This is a genomic window from Anaerobacterium chartisolvens (genome assembly GCF_003337415.1).
GTDB classification, from domain to species: domain Bacteria; phylum Bacillota; class Clostridia; order Acetivibrionales; family DSM-27016; genus Anaerobacterium; species Anaerobacterium chartisolvens.
In genome coordinates, this window is the sequence record NZ_QPJT01000018.1 from 13066 (window position 1) to 32456 (window position 19391).

Here is a 19391-nt window from a genome sequence, read left to right on the forward strand (position 1 = left end):
TTTTGCGGCTGTATTGTTTTTATTATTAATTGAAATAATATACAACATATATTGCAGGCTAAACTAAATTGAAAAGGATGATAAAATGTTCGAAGAAAAAGGGAAGCACAGCTTTTTTAAAACATTTCTTACGGCTCTTGCCACTTCTCTGGGAGTAGGAGCTCTTCTGCTTTTTATGGTTTCGGGCTATATTTCGGGCGAACAGCCTAATACACAGGTGCCGTCTGCAGAGAGACGTACGGATGAGCCTCAGCCTCAGCAGATAGCGGCGGAAACAAATATATCTCCCATACACTCGGCAGCAGATGTGGCAAGAACCGCCACCCCGGGTGTAGTAGGAATTTCGGTGCTCAAGGTGGATAGCCGGTCTCTTTTTGACAGTGAGACATCTGAAAGCTGGGGTGTAGGCTCAGGAGTGATTGTAAGCCCGGACGGCTATATTCTTACAAATCATCATGTTGCGGGAGGCAAAAACAAGAGAATAGTGGTTTCTCTTTTTGACGGAAGCAATTTAGAGGGAATGACTGTATGGTCCGATTCTGTTCTGGATCTCGCTGTCGTAAAGGTGAATGCAAGCAACCTTGATACTATTCCGACGGGGGATGCCAATTCTCTTCAAGTGGGGGAACCGGCCATAGCAATAGGAAACCCCTTGGGACTTCAGTTTCAAAGAACAGTTACATCGGGAATAATAAGTGCCTTAAACAGAACAATAAGGATTGATACCGAGCAGGGCAGCAATTATATGGAGGATCTTATACAGACAGATGCCAGCATTAATCCCGGAAACAGCGGTGGGCCTCTTTTAAACGCAAGGGGAAATGTTATAGGCATTAACACCGTTAAAGTGACAAGTGCCGAAGGAATAGGCTTTGCAGTGCCAATAAATGTGGCGGTGCCAATAATAAAGCGGCTTACCGAGGAAGGGAAATTCGATGAACCTTATCTGGGCATATTTGCATACGATAAGGAGGTAATACCGTACTTAAATAATGCAATCAGCTTAGACAACGGCATTTATGTAGCTAATGTGGATAAGTCGGGGCCGGCATACGCAGGCGGAATAAGAGTAGGGTGCATAATATCCGAGGTAGACGGAAATGAAATAAATACCATGATACAGCTGAGGACATATTTGTATTCCAAAAGGCCGGGGGATTCTATAAATGTAACCCATATGATGGAGGGAACTCAAGAATTTGTAACCACCCCTATAAAGCTGGCCCAAAAGGACGGAGAGCAGAGAGTGACCAGATAGGCTCCCGGACTTCATTACCCGCAATGAGATTCACCCGCTGATTTTAAGCGGGAGTTATTGCGGGTAATGTTATATATTTCGGAAATTATGGAAAAGCTTTTATATAGGATGCAATAAAGATTTTACAAACATAGAGGATATAATTGCTCACAGAAATTTTTAATAGCAACGAAAAGACGCCTTGCGGGGAAATGTCTCACGGGTATGTCATCAGGCGCTTTTCTTAGATGTATTCCTTACGGGTCAAAAAAATTTCTTTCATCAAATTATATCCTCCATGTAAAATCTTTATTGCTAAATATATAAAAGTAATAATTGTGCTTATGGAGGGGTGTATGGAAGAGATACAAAAAAATGAAAAACAAAGTGCCTTTGAAAAAGCTATAAGAGAGTACTTAAAGCAGGGGCAGCAAAAGCTGGAGAGTGATCTTGCGGGAACAAGGGAGGCCATTAAGCTGATAGCGGACGAAAAGACTAAAAATTTTATGAGAACTATGGATCACGGTTTGGACAGAGCAGAAAGGGAGTATCTCATGGCTCTGATAGTTGCCAGTATGCACCAGTCCTTCTGCTACGGGTACGGAATAGGCAAAATAGAGGGTAAGACCAATAACAAGGTTTTTTTGTAATTACATATCGGAATCATCAGAAAGCGTAAAAAACGTATGCTTAAGAATAAAAAACGTGTTGACATGAGTTCGCGGCACTGGTAAAATATTATACAATTATACTTTGGCTAATGTATCATGGATAATGGGCTGTAGGTTTGATAACTATAGTTAAAGGCTATGAAGGAACAAAGATGCACATAATTGTATAAGAGAGCCGGTGGGTGGTGCAAACCGGTACAATAAGTGTATGAATAACTCGATCCTGAGCTTCATTGTCGAAGCGCTAAAAAGGGCTTAGTGCCTTTATTCTAAGTAGACAATGACGTTGAACTACGTTACAGTTTCAAGTAATTAATAAAGATGCTTGTCCTAGGGCATATAGGCTCTTTATTATACTTATTGAGGGTATATCGGTGACGGTATGCTTAAATAGGGTGGTACCACGTGGAATGTGAAGCTCCTCGTCCCTGCGTCAGTTTGCTGCAGGAATGAGGTTTTTTTATTATAAAGGATGGTAGGTATGATATTAACTGGTTCAAAAGTTATGGTAAAGTCACTCGAAATGGAAGGTGTTGAGGTGGTATTCGGATATCCCGGCGCTGCCATATGCCCCTTTTATGATGCTCTTCTTGATTCAGGCATAAGGCATATTCTTACGAGGCATGAGCAGGGAGCGGCCCATGCCGCAAGCGGGTACGCCAGAGTCACGGGAAAGATGGGTGTTTGTATAGCCACATCTGGGCCGGGAGCTACAAACCTTATAACGGGAATAGCAACTGCATATATGGATTCCATACCTATGGTTGCGATAACGGGGCAGGTGTCTTCGGAGCTGATAGGAAGAGATGTGTTTCAGGAGGTAGATATTACGGGAGCGGCTGCCCCTTTTTGCAAGCACAGCTATCTTGTTAAGGACACAGGAGAATTGCCGAGGGTTATAAAGGAGGCTTTCCATATAGCTTCAACTGGAAGGCCGGGGCCTGTGCTGATTGACGTTCCTATTGATGTGCAGTTAAGAGAAATTGATTTTAAGTATCCCGAAACAGTGGACATAAAGGGATATAAGCCAACGTATAAAGGGCATATGATGCAGATTAAAAAAATAGCAGATGCCGTAAAAAAAGCAAAAGCTCCTGTAATATGTGCAGGCGGAGGGGTTATATACGCGGATGCCTCCGAGGAGCTTAAGAAGCTTGTTGAAAGCTGCCGGATACCTGTTACCACCACCTTGATGGGAATAGGAGTAATTCCCTCAGGGCATGAGCTGAATATGGGTATGCTTGGATCTCATGGGGTTTTTGCCGCAAACTATGCCATACATAACGCCGACCTTGTTATAATTATGGGTGCAAGGGTAGGGGACAGGGCTATGGCGACAGCGGATAAGGTGGCGGAAAAGGCTCAAATTGTGCATATTGATATAGATCCTGCGGAGATAGGCAAAAATATAGATGTTACAATTCCTGTTGTGGGTGATGTAAAACTTATACTGGAGGAGCTGCTGCAAATTGCAGAGCCCGGAGACACAAGCAAATGGGTGCAGGACATAAAAGAGATAAAAAATGCACATCCTTTGAGGAACAGGAGCTGCGGCGATTACAGCCATGTAAAACCTCAGTATGTGCTGTCGCTTCTGTCGGAGCTGGTCGGGGAGGATGATGTTGTTACCACAGAGGTTGGTCAGAATCAGATTTGGACCGCAAATTATTTTCAGGTGAAGAAGCCCAGGGGTCTTATAACCTCAGGGGGTCTTGGCACTATGGGCTATGGACTTCCGGCGGGAGTAGGAGCAAAAATAGGAAGGCCTGATGCTAAGGTTATAGTAATAGGAGGAGACGGAAGCTTCCAAATGTCTATTCAGGAGCTTGGAACAATAAAGCAAAACAAGCTTGGGGTCAAAATAATCATATTTAACAACTCAAGGCTTGGGATGGTTAGAGAGCTTCAGAAGCTTAAGTATTGCGGGCGGTATTCACAGGTGCTTCTTGAAGAAAACCCGGATTTTGTTAAGCTGGTTGAGGCATATGGGTTTAAGGGTGAGCGCATTACATCGAATTATGAGGTGGAAGAGGCTTTAAAAAGGCTCCTTAAGGACGACGGAGCGTATTTGCTTGAATGTATCGTTGATCCGGAGGAGTCTACTTTATAACGTAACTTAAAGGTTATCAAAAATATTTAATGCTAATTATAATTACGGAATTGGAGGGGGACTAATGCCCAAGCATACTTTATCGGTTTTGGTTGAAAATCATGCGGGAGTGCTATCTCGAGTGGCAGGCTTGTTCAGCAGAAGGGGATTTAACATTGACAGCCTTGCGGTGGGTGTAACTGAAAATCCCGATATATCCAGAATAACCATTGTTGTTGACGGGGACGAATATGTGGTTGAGCAGGTCAGCAAGCAGCTTAATAAGCTTATAGACGTAATCAAGATAAAGCAGCTTGACAAGCTTGACTCTGTCAGCAGAGAGCTGGCACTGATTAAGGTAAGCGCCAATGCGGCTACAAGAGCGGAAATTATACAGATAGTAGGGATATTCAGAGCAAATATAGTTGATGTGTCAAAAAATACCTTGACTATTGAAATTTCAGGAGGGAGCGACAAGGTAGCCGCCTTGGAGGATATGCTCAAGCAGTTCGGCATTAAGGAGATTGTCAGGACGGGTACAATTGCCATCGAAAGAGGCAATAAGTATATAAATGTAAATGAAAAATGATGAGGAGTGATATGCAGTGGCAAAAATGTATTATGACAGTGATTGTAGCTTGGGACTGTTAAGGGGAAAAACCGTGGCGGTTATAGGATATGGAAGTCAGGGACATGCTCATGCACAGAACCTGAACGATAGCGGTATAAATGTGGTTGTCGGCCTGAAGGAAACCTCTAAGAGAAGACAGCAGGCTGAGGCAGACGGGCTCAAGGTTCTCAGCACGGCTGAGGCGGCTGAAGCGGCGGACATAATTATGATTCTTGTTCCGGATGAGGTGCAGGCGGATATATACAAGCAAAGCATAGAGCCCAGCTTAAAAGAGGGCAATGTACTTATGTTTGCACATGGCTTTAACATAAACTTCAATCAGATAGTACCTCCAAGCTTTGTTGACGTTATAATGGTGGCACCAAAAGGGCCTGGCCATACGGTAAGAACGCAGTACAACGAAGGAAAGGGAGTTCCTGCACTGATTGCGGTACATCAGGATGCTTCAGGCAAGGCAAAGGACTATGCTCTTGCATATGCCGCCGGAGTTGGAGCCGGAAGGGCGGGAATACTTGAGACCACCTTCAGGGAGGAAACTGAAACAGATTTGTTTGGTGAGCAGGCTGTGCTTTGCGGAGGAGTTACCGAGCTGATGAAGGCAGGCTTTGAGACACTTGTAAACGCAGGATATCAGCCTGAAATAGCATACTTTGAGTGTGTGCATGAGATGAAGCTTATAGTTGACCTCATAAATCAGGGCGGATATGCATATATGAGGTATTCAATCAGTGATACAGCCGAATACGGCGACTATGTAACCGGCAAAAGGATCATAACTGATGAGACAAGAAAAGAGATGAAGAAGGTGCTTGAGGAAATCCAGAGAGGTAAATTTGCAACCAACTGGATTACTGAGAACAGATCTGGAGGAAGGGCGAACTTCCTTGCAATGAGAAGGGTTGAAGCCGAGCATCAGGTTGAAAAGGTCGGGGCTGAGCTCAGAAAAATGATGAGCTGGCTGAAAAAATAACATAGAGAAATTTGGCGCGGGGTTAGGCTTGACTTTTCCTGCCTAATCCTTGTTCCAATAATAATTTTGAGATATTTATAAATATGAGATTGAACGTATAAAGGGATGCAGATATAGATGACGGACCCTTGTGCCTGGGAGGACTTAAGAATGTCGAGAAGATTAAAAATTTTTGATACTACTTTAAGAGACGGGGAGCAGACCCCCGGTGTGAATCTGAATATTCAGGAAAAGCTTGAGATTGCGGGACAGTTGGTCAGGATGGGTGTTGACGTTATTGAGGCGGGCTTTGCCATTGCTTCACCCGGTGACTTTGAAGCTGTTAAGGCTGTTTCGGAAAATATCAAGGGTGCTGCAATAGCCAGCCTTTGCAGAGCGGTCGAAAAGGATATAGACAGGGCATGGGAGGCTGTGTGCAAGGCTGAAAGACCCAGAATTCACACCTTTATTGCTACCTCGGATATACATTTAAAATATAAGCTTAAAATGTCGGAGCAGGAGGTGCTGGAAAGGGCGGCGGCAATGGTGGCATACTCCAAAAAATACTGTGAGGATGTCGAATTTTCGGCGGAGGACGCCAGCAGGACCAGACCTGATTTTTTATATAAAATTATTGAAGAGGTAATAAAAGCCGGCGCTACTGTTGTTAACATACCCGATACTGTCGGATATTCTACTCCTGCCGAATTTGGGGCATTAATCAGAGGCATAAGGAATAACGTAAGCAATATTGATAAGGTTGATATAAGTGTTCACTGCCATAATGACTTGGGTCTGGCGGTGGCGAATACCCTTGCCGCAATGGAGAACGGAGCGGTACAGTTGGAGTGTACGGTTAACGGTCTGGGAGAAAGAGCTGGGAATGCTTCCATGGAGGAAATTATAATGGGAGTGAATACCAGAAAAGACTTTTATAATATAACACATAAAATAGATACAACCCAGATTTACAGAACCAGCAAGCTGGTAAGCAGCCTTACGGGCGTTGCGGTGCAGCCCAATAAGGCCATTGTGGGAGTAAATGCGTTTGCTCATGAGTCGGGAATACATCAGCATGGGGTATTGGCTGAAAAAACCACCTATGAAATTATGACTCCCGAGTCCATAGGACTTGCACAGAACAGAATGGTTTTAGGCAAGCTTTCAGGCAGACATGCCTTTGAGGAAAGGCTTAAGGAAATGGGATATTGCAGCCTGTCCACCGAGGAAATACAAAAGGCCTTTGAAAAGTTTAAGAGCCTTGCCGATAAGAAAAAGGTGGTATTGGACAGAGACATTGAGGCTCTGATTGAGGAAAAGGCTTCTAAAATACCCGAGGTTTTTGAGCTTGACAGCTTTCAGATAAACAGCGGAAATAAGGTTGTTTCCACTGCAATGGTAAGTCTCATAAAAGAGGGAAATAAAGTAAGTGAGGCGGCGACAGGCGACGGGCCTGTTGACGCTGCGTTTAATGCTATTGAGCGTTGCGCAGGCATAAGCCTTGAGCTGGAGGATTACGGACTCAAAGCCGTTACGGAAGGAAAGGATGCTCTTGGAGAGGTAACGGTAAGAGTATCCAGAGAGGGACAAATTTTTGTCGGCAAGGGTGTAAGCACTGATGTTATAGAGGCCAGTGTAAAGGCGTATATAAATGCAATAAACAGGGCTGTAAGCGAGCTTGGAGAAGAGGAATTGAAAAGGCCGGCATCAGGCGTATCTGAAGTCCTTTAGCCGAAAGGTCTGCAAAAAAAAGGGGTGATGCTATTGAAAAAGATATATGTGTATGATTCCACTCTCAGAGACGGGGCGCAGGCTCAGGGCATCTCCTTTACGGTGGAGGATAAGCTGAAAATTGTGGAGAAACTTGACGCTCTTGGTGTAAATTATATAGAGGCGGGGAATCCGGGGTCTAATCCTAAGGATCTGGAGTTTTTTGAAAGAATAAAAAAAATAGAGTTTAAAAATTCCAAGGTGATTGCTTTTGGAAGCACAAGGAGAGTTGGTATAGCTGTAGAAGAGGACGCAAATGTAAATTCTCTTCTCAAGGCTGGTACTGAGGCTATAGCCATATTTGGTAAGAGCTGGGACTTCCATGTTAAGGACGTGCTCAAGACGACCCTTGATGAAAACCTTAAGATGATATATGATACCATCTGCTTTTTTAAGGGGAAAAATAAAGAGGTGGTTTATGACGCAGAGCTTTTTTTTGAGGGCTACAAATCTGACCCAGTGTATGCCATGAAAACCGTCGAGGCGGCGTATAATGCCGGGGCAGACAGCATATGCCTTTGCGAAACCACAGGAGGAACGCTTCCGAATGAGATTTTTGAAATAACGTCAAGGGTTGTGGAGAAATTCGATATACCTATAGGAATACATTCCCACAATGACAGCGGAATGGCTGTGGCCAATTCAATTATGGCTGTTCAGGCGGGAGCCTGTCAGGTTCAGGGCACAATAAACGGATGGGGAGAGAGGTGCGGAAATGCAAATCTTTGCACCCTGATACCCAACCTTCAGATAAAAATGGGATATGACTGCGTACCTGAGGGAAATGTTGACATGATCACATCTATTGCAAGATATATAAGTGAGATTGCCAATGTTATGGTTGACGAGAGGGCTCCCTATATAGGGAAGAATGCATTTGCCCACAAGGCGGGGATGCATTCCGACGCCATAAGCAAAAACCCCAGAACATATGAGCATATTGACCCTGAGCTTGTGGGAAATAAAAGAATCTTCCTCATGTCGGAGGTAGCTGGAAGAAGTGCTGTATTAAGCACCATACAGCAGGTGGATCCTAATATTACAAAGGATTCTCCCGAAACCAGGCTGATACTTGAAAGGCTTAAGGAGCTGGAGCATGAGGGTTACCAGTATGAAGGCGCGGAGAGCTCATTTGAGCTTGTGATAAGGAAGGTTCTCGGGAAATATACTCCATTTTTTGAGCTGAGGGAGTTTAAGGTTATAGTAAACGAGCCTTCAATTGAAGGCGTTAATTCCTCTGCAATGATAAAAGTAAATGTTGACGGACAGGATGAAATAACCGCCGCCGAGGGAGACGGCCCGGTAAATGCTCTTGATAGAGCGGTGCGAAAGGCTTTGGAGAGGTTTTACCCTCAGATTGGGGAAATGAAGCTGACAGATTACAAGGTAAGGGTTTTAGATTCCAATTCCGCAACTGCCGCAAAGGTAAGGGTATTGGTGGAGTCTACCGACGGAAAGGAAGTATGGACAACAATAGGTGTTTCCACCGACATTATAGACGCGAGCTGGAAGGCGCTTGTCGACTCCATAGAGCACAAGCTAATTAAGGGTGGAAACATGTAGTGTAAGCCAGTATAAGATCAGAGCGTTTGGGGAGCGGAACGCCACAGGGGGCGTCAGAGCGTGTGAAAACTTCAAAATTGCCAAAGAAATTGCAGCCCGCCACCGCTGCGGCATCATGGGGTACGGTTCCTCCGCTTTCCCTTCGGTCCTTCGCTACGCTGCGGAAGCGGACGAATCCGTCCCCAAGATTCCTCCGCTACATTTTTGAAAGAATTATAGCTTGAAATTTCACTCAAAATAGTTTTCACACAGTCTGGCGTTCCCTACGGATTGGCGTTCACCATTCGTAGGGAACACCCCCCGTGGTGTTCCGCACCTTAGGAAAGGAGAAAGGGCCTTTGAGATTATATGGAAGGATTATAAAAGGGAAAAAGATACTTAAGGAAGCCGTTGCAGAAAACAATGAGGCAATTCCGTATAACGATGCTCTTGAGCGCTGTCTTATAGGTGTATGCAAGGAGCTGGATGTTCAGGTGCCGATGTGGCTTAAAAACAATACCTCTGAGTTTGTAAACTATAAGAGAACCTTCTTTAGGGAGGAGCATTTTGTTGAGGCCATAAAATTTGATAAGCTGGAAATAAGGGCTGAGTAAAATAAAATTTCACTCAACCCTTATTTTTGGCATTTGATTTGTCCAGCTTTTCAAAAAAATCATTACCGTTAAAATATTCACCGCTTATGGGATTGAAAAACATATAATTCACTTCATTGTAAATATTTATTGGAATAATATATCCTGAGTGTATCATAAATGACAGTGGCTTATTTGATCTCATTGTGAAGTATTGCACATTATCCAAAAATTCAATCTGCTTTCCCTGAGCTTTATAGTCATCATAAATTTTAATCCTAGCCTCACTATAAGTATATTGAGGCATTAAACTTATAAAAAACACAATTAAAGCAGTAATAATCAGGAAATTGACTATTGCGAAGAATTTGTTTGTAATTTTATTTTTATTAGAGGCTATAAGTACAATAGACATGGTAAAGAAGACAACGGATACAACGTTATCAATTATGCCTTTGAAAAAGTACATGTCAATAATAAAACATGTCACTGATAAGATCATATAAATAATTCCCAAAAAACAATTAATGCTTTTTAGCATAACACATACCTTTTTTTATAATTGCTTTAAAAGTCCCACTAAACAAAAATTATGAAGTTAATATATTGTTTAAGGTGATGGCCTTTCTTAAACAATATATAATTTTATGGGATAAGTCAACATAGATTAAATTATTTAATAATTGAGCTTGGTCAAGCTTTAAATTTAGTATAAACAATCCTGTTCGTCTATAGCATAGCACTCCTGCATATATTTATATGTGGGGGTGCTGTTTGATTTGACGAGACGGACAATTGTCTGTATTTCGGGAGCGGCTGTAATAATATTGGCCGTGGTCAATGTCGATAAGCAAAATACCTTTACACATTTCATATATCCGGCTTTCAATCGCATCAGAAAAGTATATTCTTCATATCCCAATATTCAAACTCAAGAATAAAAGAATTCATCTGTTTATAATCTTGTTTTACATTTTATTTTTATAATATGCAAAGTATATTTAGCATAAATATTGATAAAAATGATAAATAGGAATATAATATTAGAGAAATGAGGTGTGCGAATGGCAATTACATCTGTAGAAAATGTTATTAAGCTGCTATATTCATATAATCCCTGGTGGCGTGTTGGAACAATGCCCCTAGACATGGTAAAGCCCACTAAGCGTTTTGCATACTTTGAATCCATGCGCTGGCTGGAGCATACTTCTGTACGCAGGTTTGTTCTTCTTTCCGGAGCCAGACGTGTAGGAAAGACAACCATTATGTATCAGATGATACAAAGCTTGCTTGATAAGGGTGTGCCGCCGAAAAGTATTTTATATGTATCCTTTGACCACCCAATATTGAAGTTTTACTCTGTTGAGGAGCTTGTGGAAATTTATACCACCAACGTTTATCCGGAAGAGAAATGCTGGCTGTTTTTTGACGAGATCCAGTATGCAGATGATTGGGAGTTATATCTTAAGGTATTTTATGATAGTAAGCCGCACATATACATTACGGCTACTGGGTCTGCCAGTCCGGTTATTGAGAAAGGTGCCGGAGATAGTGGGGTTGGGCGGTGGAACATTATCCGTGTACCTACTTTATCCTTCTATGAATACTGTAAATTAGCATGTATTAAGGATGTGCCGAAGCTTAACATTGATGTGAAGCCTACATCCCTTGCTTCAATGGGCGAAAGTATACAGAGAGAAATCATGCACCTGCTGGAGCCTTTGCAAAAGCATTTTACAAGATACCTTGCGGTTGGTGGCTTTCCAGAGCTTGTTCTTTCTGATGATGACTTTGGTTCCCAGAGAATATTGCGTGAAGATGTCGTTGATAAGGTGCTCAAAAGGGATATACCAAGCCTTTTCAACATAAGGAATTCCTCGATATTGGAAAAAGTATTTTTGTATTTATGTTTTAATTCTTCAAACATTATCAATACTTCCACTATAAGCAAGGAGCTCGATGGGACTCCAAGGGCCACTATCGATAGTTACATTGAATTCCTTGAAAGGGCTAACCTTATTTACAGGAGTATGCCGGTCGGATTGGCTGGTAAGATGATACTGAAAGCAGCTCCTAAGATTTATATATCTGATGCAGCAATTAGAAATGCTGTCCTTATGCTGGATATTAATGATTTGGTATCCAATCCTGATGAGATGGGGCTCGTTGCTGAGACGGCTGTATATAAGCATCTGGCTTCGTTTTACTATCCCTCTCATGCAAGTGTAGGCTATTATCGTAAGTCCGGGCAGGTACCCAAGGAAATTGATGTTGTAGTGGATTATCCGACAGGAAGGATTCTTTCTGAGGTTAAATACCGGGAGAACCCGGTAATAAAGCAGGACGATGCCATTGTTGAATTGGCAAATAGCGAAAAGGATAAGGTTCTTGCGGCTATTGTGGTAACAAAGACCTCTGACTCATATGGCATATTGCCATATAAAACTAAGGTACCTATCTATAGAATTCCTGCTTATGCTTTTCTATATCTCTTGGGACATGCTGAAGAGAAGGGGTATAGGGGGTAATATGGGTATGATAAACAAGGGAGTGCGGTTAATAAGGGTTGAGTAAAATCCTGTTCGTCTATAGCAGAGCACCCCTGCATATATTTATATGTGGGGGTGCTGTTTGATTTGACGAGACGGACAATTGTCTGTATTTCGGGAGCGGCTGTAATAATATTGGCTATTGTACATGGGTGGCTTGGGTTTAAAGGAACTGCGGACAATGTAAGCGGAGCATCAGACGGGCTTGATTATCTGATTTTTATAGAAATTGAGGATAAGACGTTGTACCTGCTGCAGGATGGAAAATGCATAAAGAGCTATCCCATATCCTCGGGAATGTCGGGGCTTCCTTCTCCTCTCGGCTGCTGGAGTATTGTAGAAAAGGGGGATTGGGGCGAGGGCTTCGGAGGAAGATGGATGGGGCTTGACGTACCCTGGGGGAAATATGGAATACATGGTACAAAGCAGGAGGGATCTGTAGGTTCGGCTGCAAGCCATGGCTGTATCCGTATGTATAAAAGTGATATAAGGGAGCTGTATGATACGGTGGCTCTTGGAACACCTGTGATTATAGTAAATGGAACCTTTGGGCCCTTCGGCAGGGGATTTGACGACATTAATCCCGGAGATAGGGGTGCAGATGTAATGGCGGTGCAGCTCAGGCTGAAGGATCTTGGATATTTTAAGGCGAAGGTGTCAGGGATTTATAACGACGACCTAAAACATGCCGTGCATAGATTTCAAAAAGATAAGCGTCTTGAGGTTAAAAATACAATAACAAGGGAGGATTGGCTTAAGATGGGGTTTAGGGAGTTTGAGTAGAAAAAATCTATTTCTTTGATTTTCCCTTATATGTTAATTCGAGTGACGCATAAATCAGTTGACCGTCAAAATAAACGTTTATATCCATAGTTCTACATGACCCCTCTAAATCCAACTCTTTTGCGAATTAAAACCTCAATCTTATCTTTTGCTGTATGATACACAATAGTACCAGATTTGGCATTAACAAGCTCCATGGTTGCTTCCTTGGAATCATCTATCGCCCGAATAATTGCAACATCATCAATATATTTTTTATCACCCTCAACATGACTCTCAAGGACTTGCAGCAATACATACTTATCAGGGTATATCTTTCTTACTTCTTCCCATCTCATCAAAATCACCTTCCTTAAGAACATTATACCCTTTTAAAACTTCTCAAACAACGAGAATTTTTCGGCAGGTAGTTATCCCATATTCCAAACCCCTACGCACGGTGAGGAAAATACGTAATACATGGGACAAAGCAGGAGGGATCTGTAGGTTCGGCTGCAAGCCATGGCTGTATCCGCATGTATAAAAGTGATATAAGGGAGTTGTATGATATAGGGGCGCAGATGTAATGGCGGTGCAACTTAGACTGAAGGATCTTGGATATTTTAAGGCGAAGGTGTCAGGGATTTATAACGACGACTTAAAACATGCCGTGCATAGATTTCAAAGAGATAAGCATCTTGAAGTCAAGAATACAATAACAAGGGAGGATTGACTTAAGATGGGGTTTAGGGAGTTTGAGTAGAAAAAATCTATTTTTTTGCAAAGCAATATACAGAGATTCTCTTGAATTTAAACACAATAGGTTTAACAACTGATATAAGTATTATTATTTTGTACTGCTAAAGATAAAGAGATCCGGAAAATACAGCAACAACCATAGGCAATACTCCTTATACAATAATCCATAGACTTTGCTTTATTATTGAAGAGTGTCTTGATTACCCTGACCTTATTGGATAATATGGTTTTTTTGTAAAATATTTTGACAAAACGAATTATATATGCTAATATCATGCATAAAAATAACAAATATATGTAGAAATGGGGATTATAGAATATGAGGAATAAGTATTGCTCTTTCAGTATATGGACTTCTATTATTGCCAGAAAAGAAACAATAATCATTGGACACAATGCAATATAATTTTGAAAAAGGAATTGGTACATTTGATGCACCTCCAATTGTTGCTGTCAAGTTTTTAACGACTGAAGGTTGGGGATATAATATTGCATCACATGCAGTGTGTATCTCGGGAAAAAGAGCAGATTTAGAATACTTTAGAATAGCTGATTCATATATCACATGGGTTATTGAAGATGCAAATATGTTTTATACTAGAACGGCAAATGCTATATATAACGCAATGAGTACAAGAGGCATCGGTTATATTTACTAATGTGTTATTTTCATTATGTTTTTAGTTTTGTTGTGTTTTAGATTTAGAGTTTATCCGTAGGTACTCGGATTAAATATTGATAAATAAATATAATTACCTACGGATAAATTCTTAACTAATAGGGGTGAAACAATGAAAGAAGTTACCAAAGTCTTATTTGTAATTTCCATATCTATAATTCTTTTATGTGCTTGCTCATCAAATGAAAGGAGTCTGGGAAACGGCATCTCAAAAAAAGTCACAAAAGGAGATATAGTATATTATAAAGTTCCTTTGTCTAAAAACAGCTATGATGACATTGTAGCACTTTCCGCTGATAACATAATATTTTTTTCATACGAAACTAATACAATCAGGAATTATTATAAATACAACATTTTAAATGATTCTCTTGCAGATCTAGGTAAGCTTGATGCAGAGCTAAGCAATTATAACAGCACGGTGATCGGCGATAATCTATTTTTTAGTATTGTTAAAAGTATCGAAGGGCAAGCCTTAAGCAAGCTCTACCGGGTTGGATTGAAAAAAAACACACTTAAGGAAATACGTTCTGATAAGCTCTATCAGGCGTTTGTATATGCCGAAGCCATGTCGGACAGTATTTATTTTCTTAAGGGAGATGTAAAAGGAGACATAGGCATTACTTATATTGAAGAATTCGACACTCTGGATAATACCTTTAAGAGACTCGCAGAACAGCAATACCGCCGTTCATCGGAAAGCGGAAACGGAATCAGGCATATTTCATGCTATGGCGGCAAAATATACGCCGTAGTATCTGAGCATAACGGGGGTACGCGTAACTACAAAATATGTGAATATGGCAAGGATGGAAAAATAAATAAAGCCGTGGACATAAACAGTGTCAAGGACATTATAGGGCAGGAGCAGATAGATGATTTCAGGATCATGGGAAATTATTTTTTTATTAAAAATTTTTCTAACCGGGCTGCAATTTGTGAAATAAACGGGGACAAGGTAAACAGAATAATTGACAGCGAATATAAGCTTGATATTGCCACTGACAGCACTAACAAGGATCAGGACTATTATCTGTTTTACCAAAGGGAGAGCAACAATAAGCCAATTTTGCTTGATGTGAAAAATAACAGTATCATATATCTTGATTTGGGTTTGGACAATACGTATAATAAGCTCCGCTTCATTCTCTCAGATGATAAGTATAATATACTTGTTTCATATATGTCTAAGGATGGAAAAGAAGAGGAAAAATATTATTTAAACTTACTGGATTTTATTAATGGTGCGGATAAAGAAGAAATTGATAAAGAAAAGGTGTTGCATATGGAATAGCTTTTCTTTATGGTGAACTCACTTGTGAAGCAGGAGGGGTCCTGAGACTTGGAGTAAAAATACAATTAAATGCAAAATTAAAGGCCGGACAAATAGCCTTTTACGGGCTGTTTGCCGGCCGGTTTTATTCTATTGTTGCATCCCCTTTTAAATGGCAGCCTATTTTACGCTTTAGAATTTTTCATTGCAGCCTGAAGCAGAGAAGCTTCCCTCGGATTTCCAGTCATCCTTAAAGCAGCCCCTGTTATCAATATTAACAAGCCCTCCCGGATTTCCGTTATCCGCAAGCGTACGGACGTTAGTGAAGGTAAATGCAACATCCTTTGAGGTGTTAACGTTTGAAGGGGTTAAGCCTATTGCCTTAAGCTCCACCGGAGTCATATATATGCTGGGATCCGCGCTTTGTGAGTTCTGAAGCGTCATAGTCTCTCCTACGCTGTAAAAATTGGGAGACCAGCTCGTAAGCACACCTTCCTTAAAGCCTATTGAAAGAAGCGGTGTGTTTAAAGAGGGGTTAACATGTGTAAATGTCATTTCACAGTATACCTTCCATACATGAAGATATTGGGGCCCAATTTGGAATACCTGGTGGTCGTATGCCTCTGCCTTCAAATTCAATTGTGATAAAAATTTTACAGTTCCTCCATAGCTGTCATTGTTCAAATCAACCATAAGCTCAACCTCGGCATTGCTTACAAAAGTACTTGTGCCGCTCATCCCCTTAAATGTGGGGCCGTTGTTGAAGCTGTCCGACGCAAAGCTGAACAGGGTGGTAGGCGGCTCCTTATAATAGGGCTCAGGGGCTACGATACCTAAGTCTTTTTCCGCAGGTATCCCCTCATCATACGGTAAAAAATTCACTGTGTCTGACGCAAAACAGGTTGATCCCGAAAGAAGAACTACAAAAACTAAAAGGACACTTAAAAACTTTTTCATTAACAAATACCTCCTGTAGATTTGATTTTTATATATTTAGAGGGATGCAGTAAAAAAAGTAAGTAAATCAGACTGCCTATAATATATAATAACACATGTAGCTAAAAAATGGAATAATATATAAAAAAATAGTCAGAAGCATTGAAGTTATGACATGAAATGGGAAATAATGAGGAAATAATTATAACAACTATAGACATAAATAGCATTATAGAGATAAATGGCACTTGTGCGTACAAGTTAAGAATAGTATAATAAAAATGCATGTATAAATATTATTAATATTTTTAAGGAGGCCTTTTGTATGTTCAATATTCCGAAGGTAAAGTTAGGTATTGTGGCGGTCAGCAGGGATTGCTTTCCCATCGAACTAAGCGAAAAAAGAAGGGCGGCGGTTGTCAAAGTCTGTACGGACAAGAACCTTGAGATTAGTGAGATTAAAGTTACAGTAGAAAATGAAAGGGACGTATTAAAAGCACTTGAGGCTCTTAAAAATGAAGAGATAAATGCCCTGGTGGTATATCTCGGCAATTTCGGGCCTGAAGGCCCTGAAACTCTGTTGGCTAAAGAGTTTGGAGGACCTGTAATGTTTGCCGCCGCAGCGGAGGAAACAGGCAGCAACTTAATCGGAGGGCGTGGAGACGCTTACTGCGGTATGTTGAATGCTTCCTATAATCTGGCATTGAGAAAGCTGAGTCCGTATATACCGGAGTACCCTGTGGGAACCGCTGATGAGATTGCCGATATGATAGGTGACTTTAAAAATATAGCAAGGATATTAATAGGGCTTTCGGGGCTCAAAATTTTCAGCTTCGGGCCAAGACCGTATGACTTTCTGGCATGTAATGCCCCTATAAAGCCTTTGTACGATCTGGGAGTGGGTATTATGGAGAATTCCGAGCTGGATTTGTTTGAGTCATATAATGCTCATGCAAATGATCCCCGCATTCCGGCAATTATTGAGGAAATGAAGCAGGAGCTTGGGGGGGGCAATGTATATCCCGGCATCCTGCCTAAGCTGGCACAGTATGAGATTACTCTTTTGGACTGGATGGAGAATAACTTAGGGGCGTATAAATACGCTGTTTTTGCAAATAAATGCTGGCCAGCGTTTCAGACGCAGTTTGGCTTTGTTCCCTGCTATGTCAATTCAAGGCTTGCATCAAGAGGAATACCTGTGGCCTGTGAGACTGATATATACGGAGCCTTGAGCGAATATATAATTACCTGTGCAACAGAAATGCCCGCTACACTTCTTGATATAAACAATACCGTTCCTAAAGACATGTATGATGAAAACAGGGATAAATTTGAGGGCTATAAGCAAAATGATCTGTTTATGGGCTTTCACTGCGGAAATACCCCTTCGTGCTGCATGAAAAATTCTGCTATGAGCTATCAGAGGATAATGCACAGCCTTCTTGAGCCCGGCAAGGAACCCGATATCACAAGGGGTACCTTGGAAGGAGCCATAAGGCCGGGAGATATTACCTTCTTCAGACTTCAAAGCACTGCTGACAGCGTTCTAAGAAGCTATGTGGCTGAGGGTGAGATAATTGACGTAGACCCGAATTCCTTTGGAGGAATAGGAATTTTCGCAATTAAGGAAATGGGAAGGTTCTACAGGCATGTTTTGATAGGGAAAAGGTATCCCCATCATGGCGGGGTGGCATTTATGCATTCAGGCAGAGTGCTGTTCGCCGCACTCAAAATGCTGGGAATTGGCGATGTAGCGTTTAACCGGCCTGCTTCCATGCTTTATGAGGATGAAAATCCGTTTAAATAGCATTACAATTTTGTCGGGAAACAGGTGGAAATATTAGATGAAGGATATTGAAAAGCCCAAGTATCAGAAGCTCAAGGAGTATATTACCGAAATAATCAAGACCAGAGAATTAAAGACCGGCGAAAAAATGTATTCCGAGAACCAGCTGGCTGAGAAGTTTGAAATAAGCAGGCATACCGTAAGGCAGGCAATAGGCGAGCTGGTGAGCGAAGGCTGGCTTTACAGGGTACAGGGAAAAGGAACCTTTGTAGACCGCAGGCCTGATGAGAGCACTGTGAGGACAAATACTGTTGGTGTAATTACAACTTATTTGAATGACTATATTTTTCCGGCCATTATAAGGGGCATTGACGGTATTCTGTCACAAAACGGCTATAATATAATGCTGGGTTGCACGTACAACCGGCATGAGAAGGAGCGTACCTGTCTTGAGAACCTGAGAAGCCAGAATATATCAGGACTGATTGTTGAGCCGACAAAGAGTGTGCTGCCCAACCCAAACCTTGATTTGTACAAGGAGCTAAGTGACAGTGGAATTCCCGTGCTTTTCATACATGGAGCCTATAATGGACTTGACTATTCATATATAGTGGAGGACGACGTTCAGGCGGGATATCTGGCCACAAAGCATCTTACAGGCTTAGGGCACAGCAGGATTGGCGGTGTGTTTAAAATTGATGACATACAGGGGCATCACAGGTTCTCGGGCTTTCAGAAGGCCCATGCAGAGGCAGGACTCAAGCTTCAGGATTCAAGGGTTTTGTGGTTTGATACGTTAGAGGCGGATTTAAAATTAAGGGCGGGAAGAGAAGAGCAGCTGGAGGCTATTTTATCCGAGATCACTGCCATTGTCTGTTATAATGAGCAAATTGCCGCAGAGGTGCTTGACATAATAAGAGAGCTTGGAATGAATGTTCCGGATGATATTTCTATTGTCAGCTTCGATGATTCGCAGCTTGCGGTTGCGTCGGAGGTGAAGCTGACTACCGTTGCGCACCCTAAGGAAAGGCTTGGAGAGCAAGCTGCCGAAGCTATTATAAGCATGATTAACAGAACCCAGAATTATTATGATGTAAAAATACAGCCTGAGCTTATCATAAGAGGAAGTACAAAAAGAATTAATTGTCGAAAGGGTGATTGATTA

19 protein-coding genes and 1 other annotated feature are annotated in these 19391 nt (G+C 41.6%); of the genes, 16 read left to right on the forward strand and 3 right to left on the reverse strand.

All coding sequences use genetic code 11. From position 1 onward, the window contains the following. Window positions 1-85 precede the first annotated feature (85 nt). The 8 genes from DFR58_RS14750 (at window position 86) to DFR58_RS14785 (ending at window position 9503) form a co-directional block, all read left to right on the forward strand. Entirely contained in the window at window positions 86-1258 is a 1173-nt protein-coding gene (locus DFR58_RS14750) for a S1C family serine protease (RefSeq protein ID WP_114298620.1), read from the forward strand. Between the two features lie 335 nt (window positions 1259-1593). Next, entirely contained in the window at window positions 1594-1887 is a 294-nt protein-coding gene (locus DFR58_RS14755) for a hypothetical protein (protein ID WP_114298695.1), read from the forward strand. Window positions 1888-2037: 150 nt separating this feature from the next. After that, window positions 2038-2341, forward strand: a binding site (T-box leader). Between the two features lie 48 nt (window positions 2342-2389). Continuing rightward, window positions 2390-4018, forward strand: coding sequence for a biosynthetic-type acetolactate synthase large subunit (gene ilvB / locus DFR58_RS14760; protein ID WP_114298621.1), 1629 nt, complete (start codon window positions 2390-2392; stop codon window positions 4016-4018). A gap of 64 nt (window positions 4019-4082) precedes the next feature. Beyond that, entirely contained in the window at window positions 4083-4586 is a 504-nt protein-coding gene (ilvN, locus tag DFR58_RS14765) for an acetolactate synthase small subunit (protein WP_114298622.1), read from the forward strand. 16 nt (window positions 4587-4602) lie between these two features. Continuing rightward, window positions 4603-5598, forward strand: coding sequence for a ketol-acid reductoisomerase (gene ilvC, locus DFR58_RS14770; protein WP_114298623.1), 996 nt, complete (start codon window positions 4603-4605; stop codon window positions 5596-5598). A 150-nt stretch (window positions 5599-5748) separates the two neighbouring features. Further along, entirely contained in the window at window positions 5749-7308 is a 1560-nt protein-coding gene (locus DFR58_RS14775; RefSeq protein ID WP_114298624.1) for a 2-isopropylmalate synthase, read from the forward strand. A gap of 27 nt (window positions 7309-7335) precedes the next feature. Continuing rightward, a complete protein-coding gene (gene cimA, locus DFR58_RS14780) occupies window positions 7336-8910 on the forward strand; it encodes a citramalate synthase (protein WP_114298625.1) in 1575 nt (524 codons plus the stop codon). A 338-nt stretch (window positions 8911-9248) separates the two neighbouring features. Then, window positions 9249-9503, forward strand: a complete 255-nt coding sequence (locus DFR58_RS14785; protein ID WP_114298626.1) for a hypothetical protein — start codon at window positions 9249-9251, stop codon at window positions 9501-9503. Window positions 9504-9516: 13 nt separating this feature from the next. On the opposite strand, the gene DFR58_RS14790 is transcribed toward DFR58_RS14785, so the two are convergent. Continuing rightward, on the reverse strand, window positions 9517-9897 hold the full coding sequence (locus tag DFR58_RS14790) for a hypothetical protein (RefSeq protein ID WP_207659244.1): 381 nt from the start codon (window positions 9895-9897) through the stop codon (window positions 9517-9519). A 649-nt stretch (window positions 9898-10546) separates the two neighbouring features. Between DFR58_RS14790 and DFR58_RS14795 the strand changes: the two genes are divergently transcribed. Next, on the forward strand, window positions 10547-12010 hold the full coding sequence (locus tag DFR58_RS14795; protein WP_114298628.1) for an ATP-binding protein: 1464 nt from the start codon (window positions 10547-10549) through the stop codon (window positions 12008-12010). 108 nt (window positions 12011-12118) lie between these two features. Further along, complete coding sequence (locus DFR58_RS14800; RefSeq protein WP_242987655.1) at window positions 12119-12814, forward strand: L,D-transpeptidase family protein; 696 nt, start codon at window positions 12119-12121, stop codon at window positions 12812-12814. Between the two features lie 92 nt (window positions 12815-12906). Here DFR58_RS14800 and DFR58_RS14805 read toward each other — a convergent pair whose 3' ends face one another. Then, window positions 12907-13152 carry a hypothetical protein gene (locus DFR58_RS14805; protein ID WP_114298629.1) on the reverse strand — a complete coding sequence of 82 codons (246 nt, stop codon included), beginning with the start codon at window positions 13150-13152 and terminating at the stop codon, window positions 12907-12909. A gap of 117 nt (window positions 13153-13269) precedes the next feature. On the opposite strand from DFR58_RS14805, the gene DFR58_RS22410 reads away from it, so the two are divergent. The 4 genes from DFR58_RS22410 to DFR58_RS14820 all read left to right on the forward strand — a co-directional run bounded on the left by DFR58_RS22410 (window position 13270) and on the right by DFR58_RS14820 (window position 15525). Further along, window positions 13270-13380: a L,D-transpeptidase gene (locus DFR58_RS22410; RefSeq protein WP_242987661.1), complete on the forward strand. Its 111-nt coding sequence runs from the start codon at window positions 13270-13272 to the stop codon at window positions 13378-13380. Beyond that, window positions 13380-13526, forward strand: coding sequence for a peptidoglycan-binding domain-containing protein (locus tag DFR58_RS14810; protein WP_242987656.1), 147 nt, complete (start codon window positions 13380-13382; stop codon window positions 13524-13526). Before DFR58_RS22410 ends, DFR58_RS14810 begins: the two co-directional genes overlap by 1 nt. A 412-nt stretch (window positions 13527-13938) precedes the next feature. Continuing rightward, window positions 13939-14211: a hypothetical protein gene (locus tag DFR58_RS14815; protein ID WP_114298630.1), complete on the forward strand. Its 273-nt coding sequence runs from the start codon at window positions 13939-13941 to the stop codon at window positions 14209-14211. A 132-nt stretch (window positions 14212-14343) separates the two neighbouring features. Next, window positions 14344-15525 carry a hypothetical protein gene (locus DFR58_RS14820; RefSeq protein WP_114298631.1) on the forward strand — a complete coding sequence of 394 codons (1182 nt, stop codon included), beginning with the start codon at window positions 14344-14346 and terminating at the stop codon, window positions 15523-15525. Window positions 15526-15696: 171 nt separating this feature from the next. Here DFR58_RS14820 and DFR58_RS14825 read toward each other — a convergent pair whose 3' ends face one another. Further along, entirely contained in the window at window positions 15697-16461 is a 765-nt protein-coding gene (locus tag DFR58_RS14825; protein WP_114298632.1) for a hypothetical protein, read from the reverse strand. A 304-nt stretch (window positions 16462-16765) separates the two neighbouring features. Here DFR58_RS14825 and DFR58_RS14830 point away from each other — a divergent pair, with 304 nt between their 5' ends. After that, entirely contained in the window at window positions 16766-18247 is a 1482-nt protein-coding gene (locus DFR58_RS14830) for an L-fucose/L-arabinose isomerase family protein (protein WP_114298633.1), read from the forward strand. A 37-nt stretch (window positions 18248-18284) separates the two neighbouring features. Beyond that, window positions 18285-19388 (forward strand): GntR family transcriptional regulator, encoded by a 1104-nt coding sequence (locus DFR58_RS14835; protein WP_114298634.1) that lies wholly within the window; start codon window positions 18285-18287, stop codon window positions 19386-19388. Window positions 19389-19391: the final 3 nt, after the last annotated feature.

Bases quoted from the DNA above. Each gene is read 5' to 3' on its own strand.
- DFR58_RS14825 (WP_114298632.1), bottom strand. From the start codon at position 16,461: ATGAAAAAGTTTTTAAGTGTCCTTTTAGTTTTTGTAGTTCTTCTTTCG.
- cimA (WP_114298625.1), top strand. From the start codon at position 7,336: ATGCTATTGAAAAAGATATATGTGTATGATTCCACTCTCAGAGACGGG.
- DFR58_RS14805 (WP_114298629.1), bottom strand. From the start codon at position 13,152: ATGAGATGGGAAGAAGTAAGAAAGATATACCCTGATAAGTATGTATTG.
- DFR58_RS14775 (WP_114298624.1), top strand. From the start codon at position 5,749: ATGTCGAGAAGATTAAAAATTTTTGATACTACTTTAAGAGACGGGGAG.
- DFR58_RS14755 (WP_114298695.1), top strand. From the start codon at position 1,594: ATGGAAGAGATACAAAAAAATGAAAAACAAAGTGCCTTTGAAAAAGCT.
- DFR58_RS14830 (WP_114298633.1), top strand. From the start codon at position 16,766: ATGTTCAATATTCCGAAGGTAAAGTTAGGTATTGTGGCGGTCAGCAGG.
- DFR58_RS14820 (WP_114298631.1), top strand. From the start codon at position 14,344: ATGAAAGAAGTTACCAAAGTCTTATTTGTAATTTCCATATCTATAATT.
- DFR58_RS14810 (WP_242987656.1), top strand. From the start codon at position 13,380: ATGGCGGTGCAACTTAGACTGAAGGATCTTGGATATTTTAAGGCGAAG.
- DFR58_RS14835 (WP_114298634.1), top strand. From the start codon at position 18,285: ATGAAGGATATTGAAAAGCCCAAGTATCAGAAGCTCAAGGAGTATATT.
- ilvB (WP_114298621.1), top strand. From the start codon at position 2,390: ATGATATTAACTGGTTCAAAAGTTATGGTAAAGTCACTCGAAATGGAA.
- DFR58_RS14750 (WP_114298620.1), top strand. From the start codon at position 86: ATGTTCGAAGAAAAAGGGAAGCACAGCTTTTTTAAAACATTTCTTACG.
- ilvN (WP_114298622.1), top strand. From the start codon at position 4,083: ATGCCCAAGCATACTTTATCGGTTTTGGTTGAAAATCATGCGGGAGTG.
- DFR58_RS14790 (WP_207659244.1), bottom strand. From the start codon at position 9,897: ATGTCTATTGTACTTATAGCCTCTAATAAAAATAAAATTACAAACAAA.
- DFR58_RS14795 (WP_114298628.1), top strand. From the start codon at position 10,547: ATGGCAATTACATCTGTAGAAAATGTTATTAAGCTGCTATATTCATAT.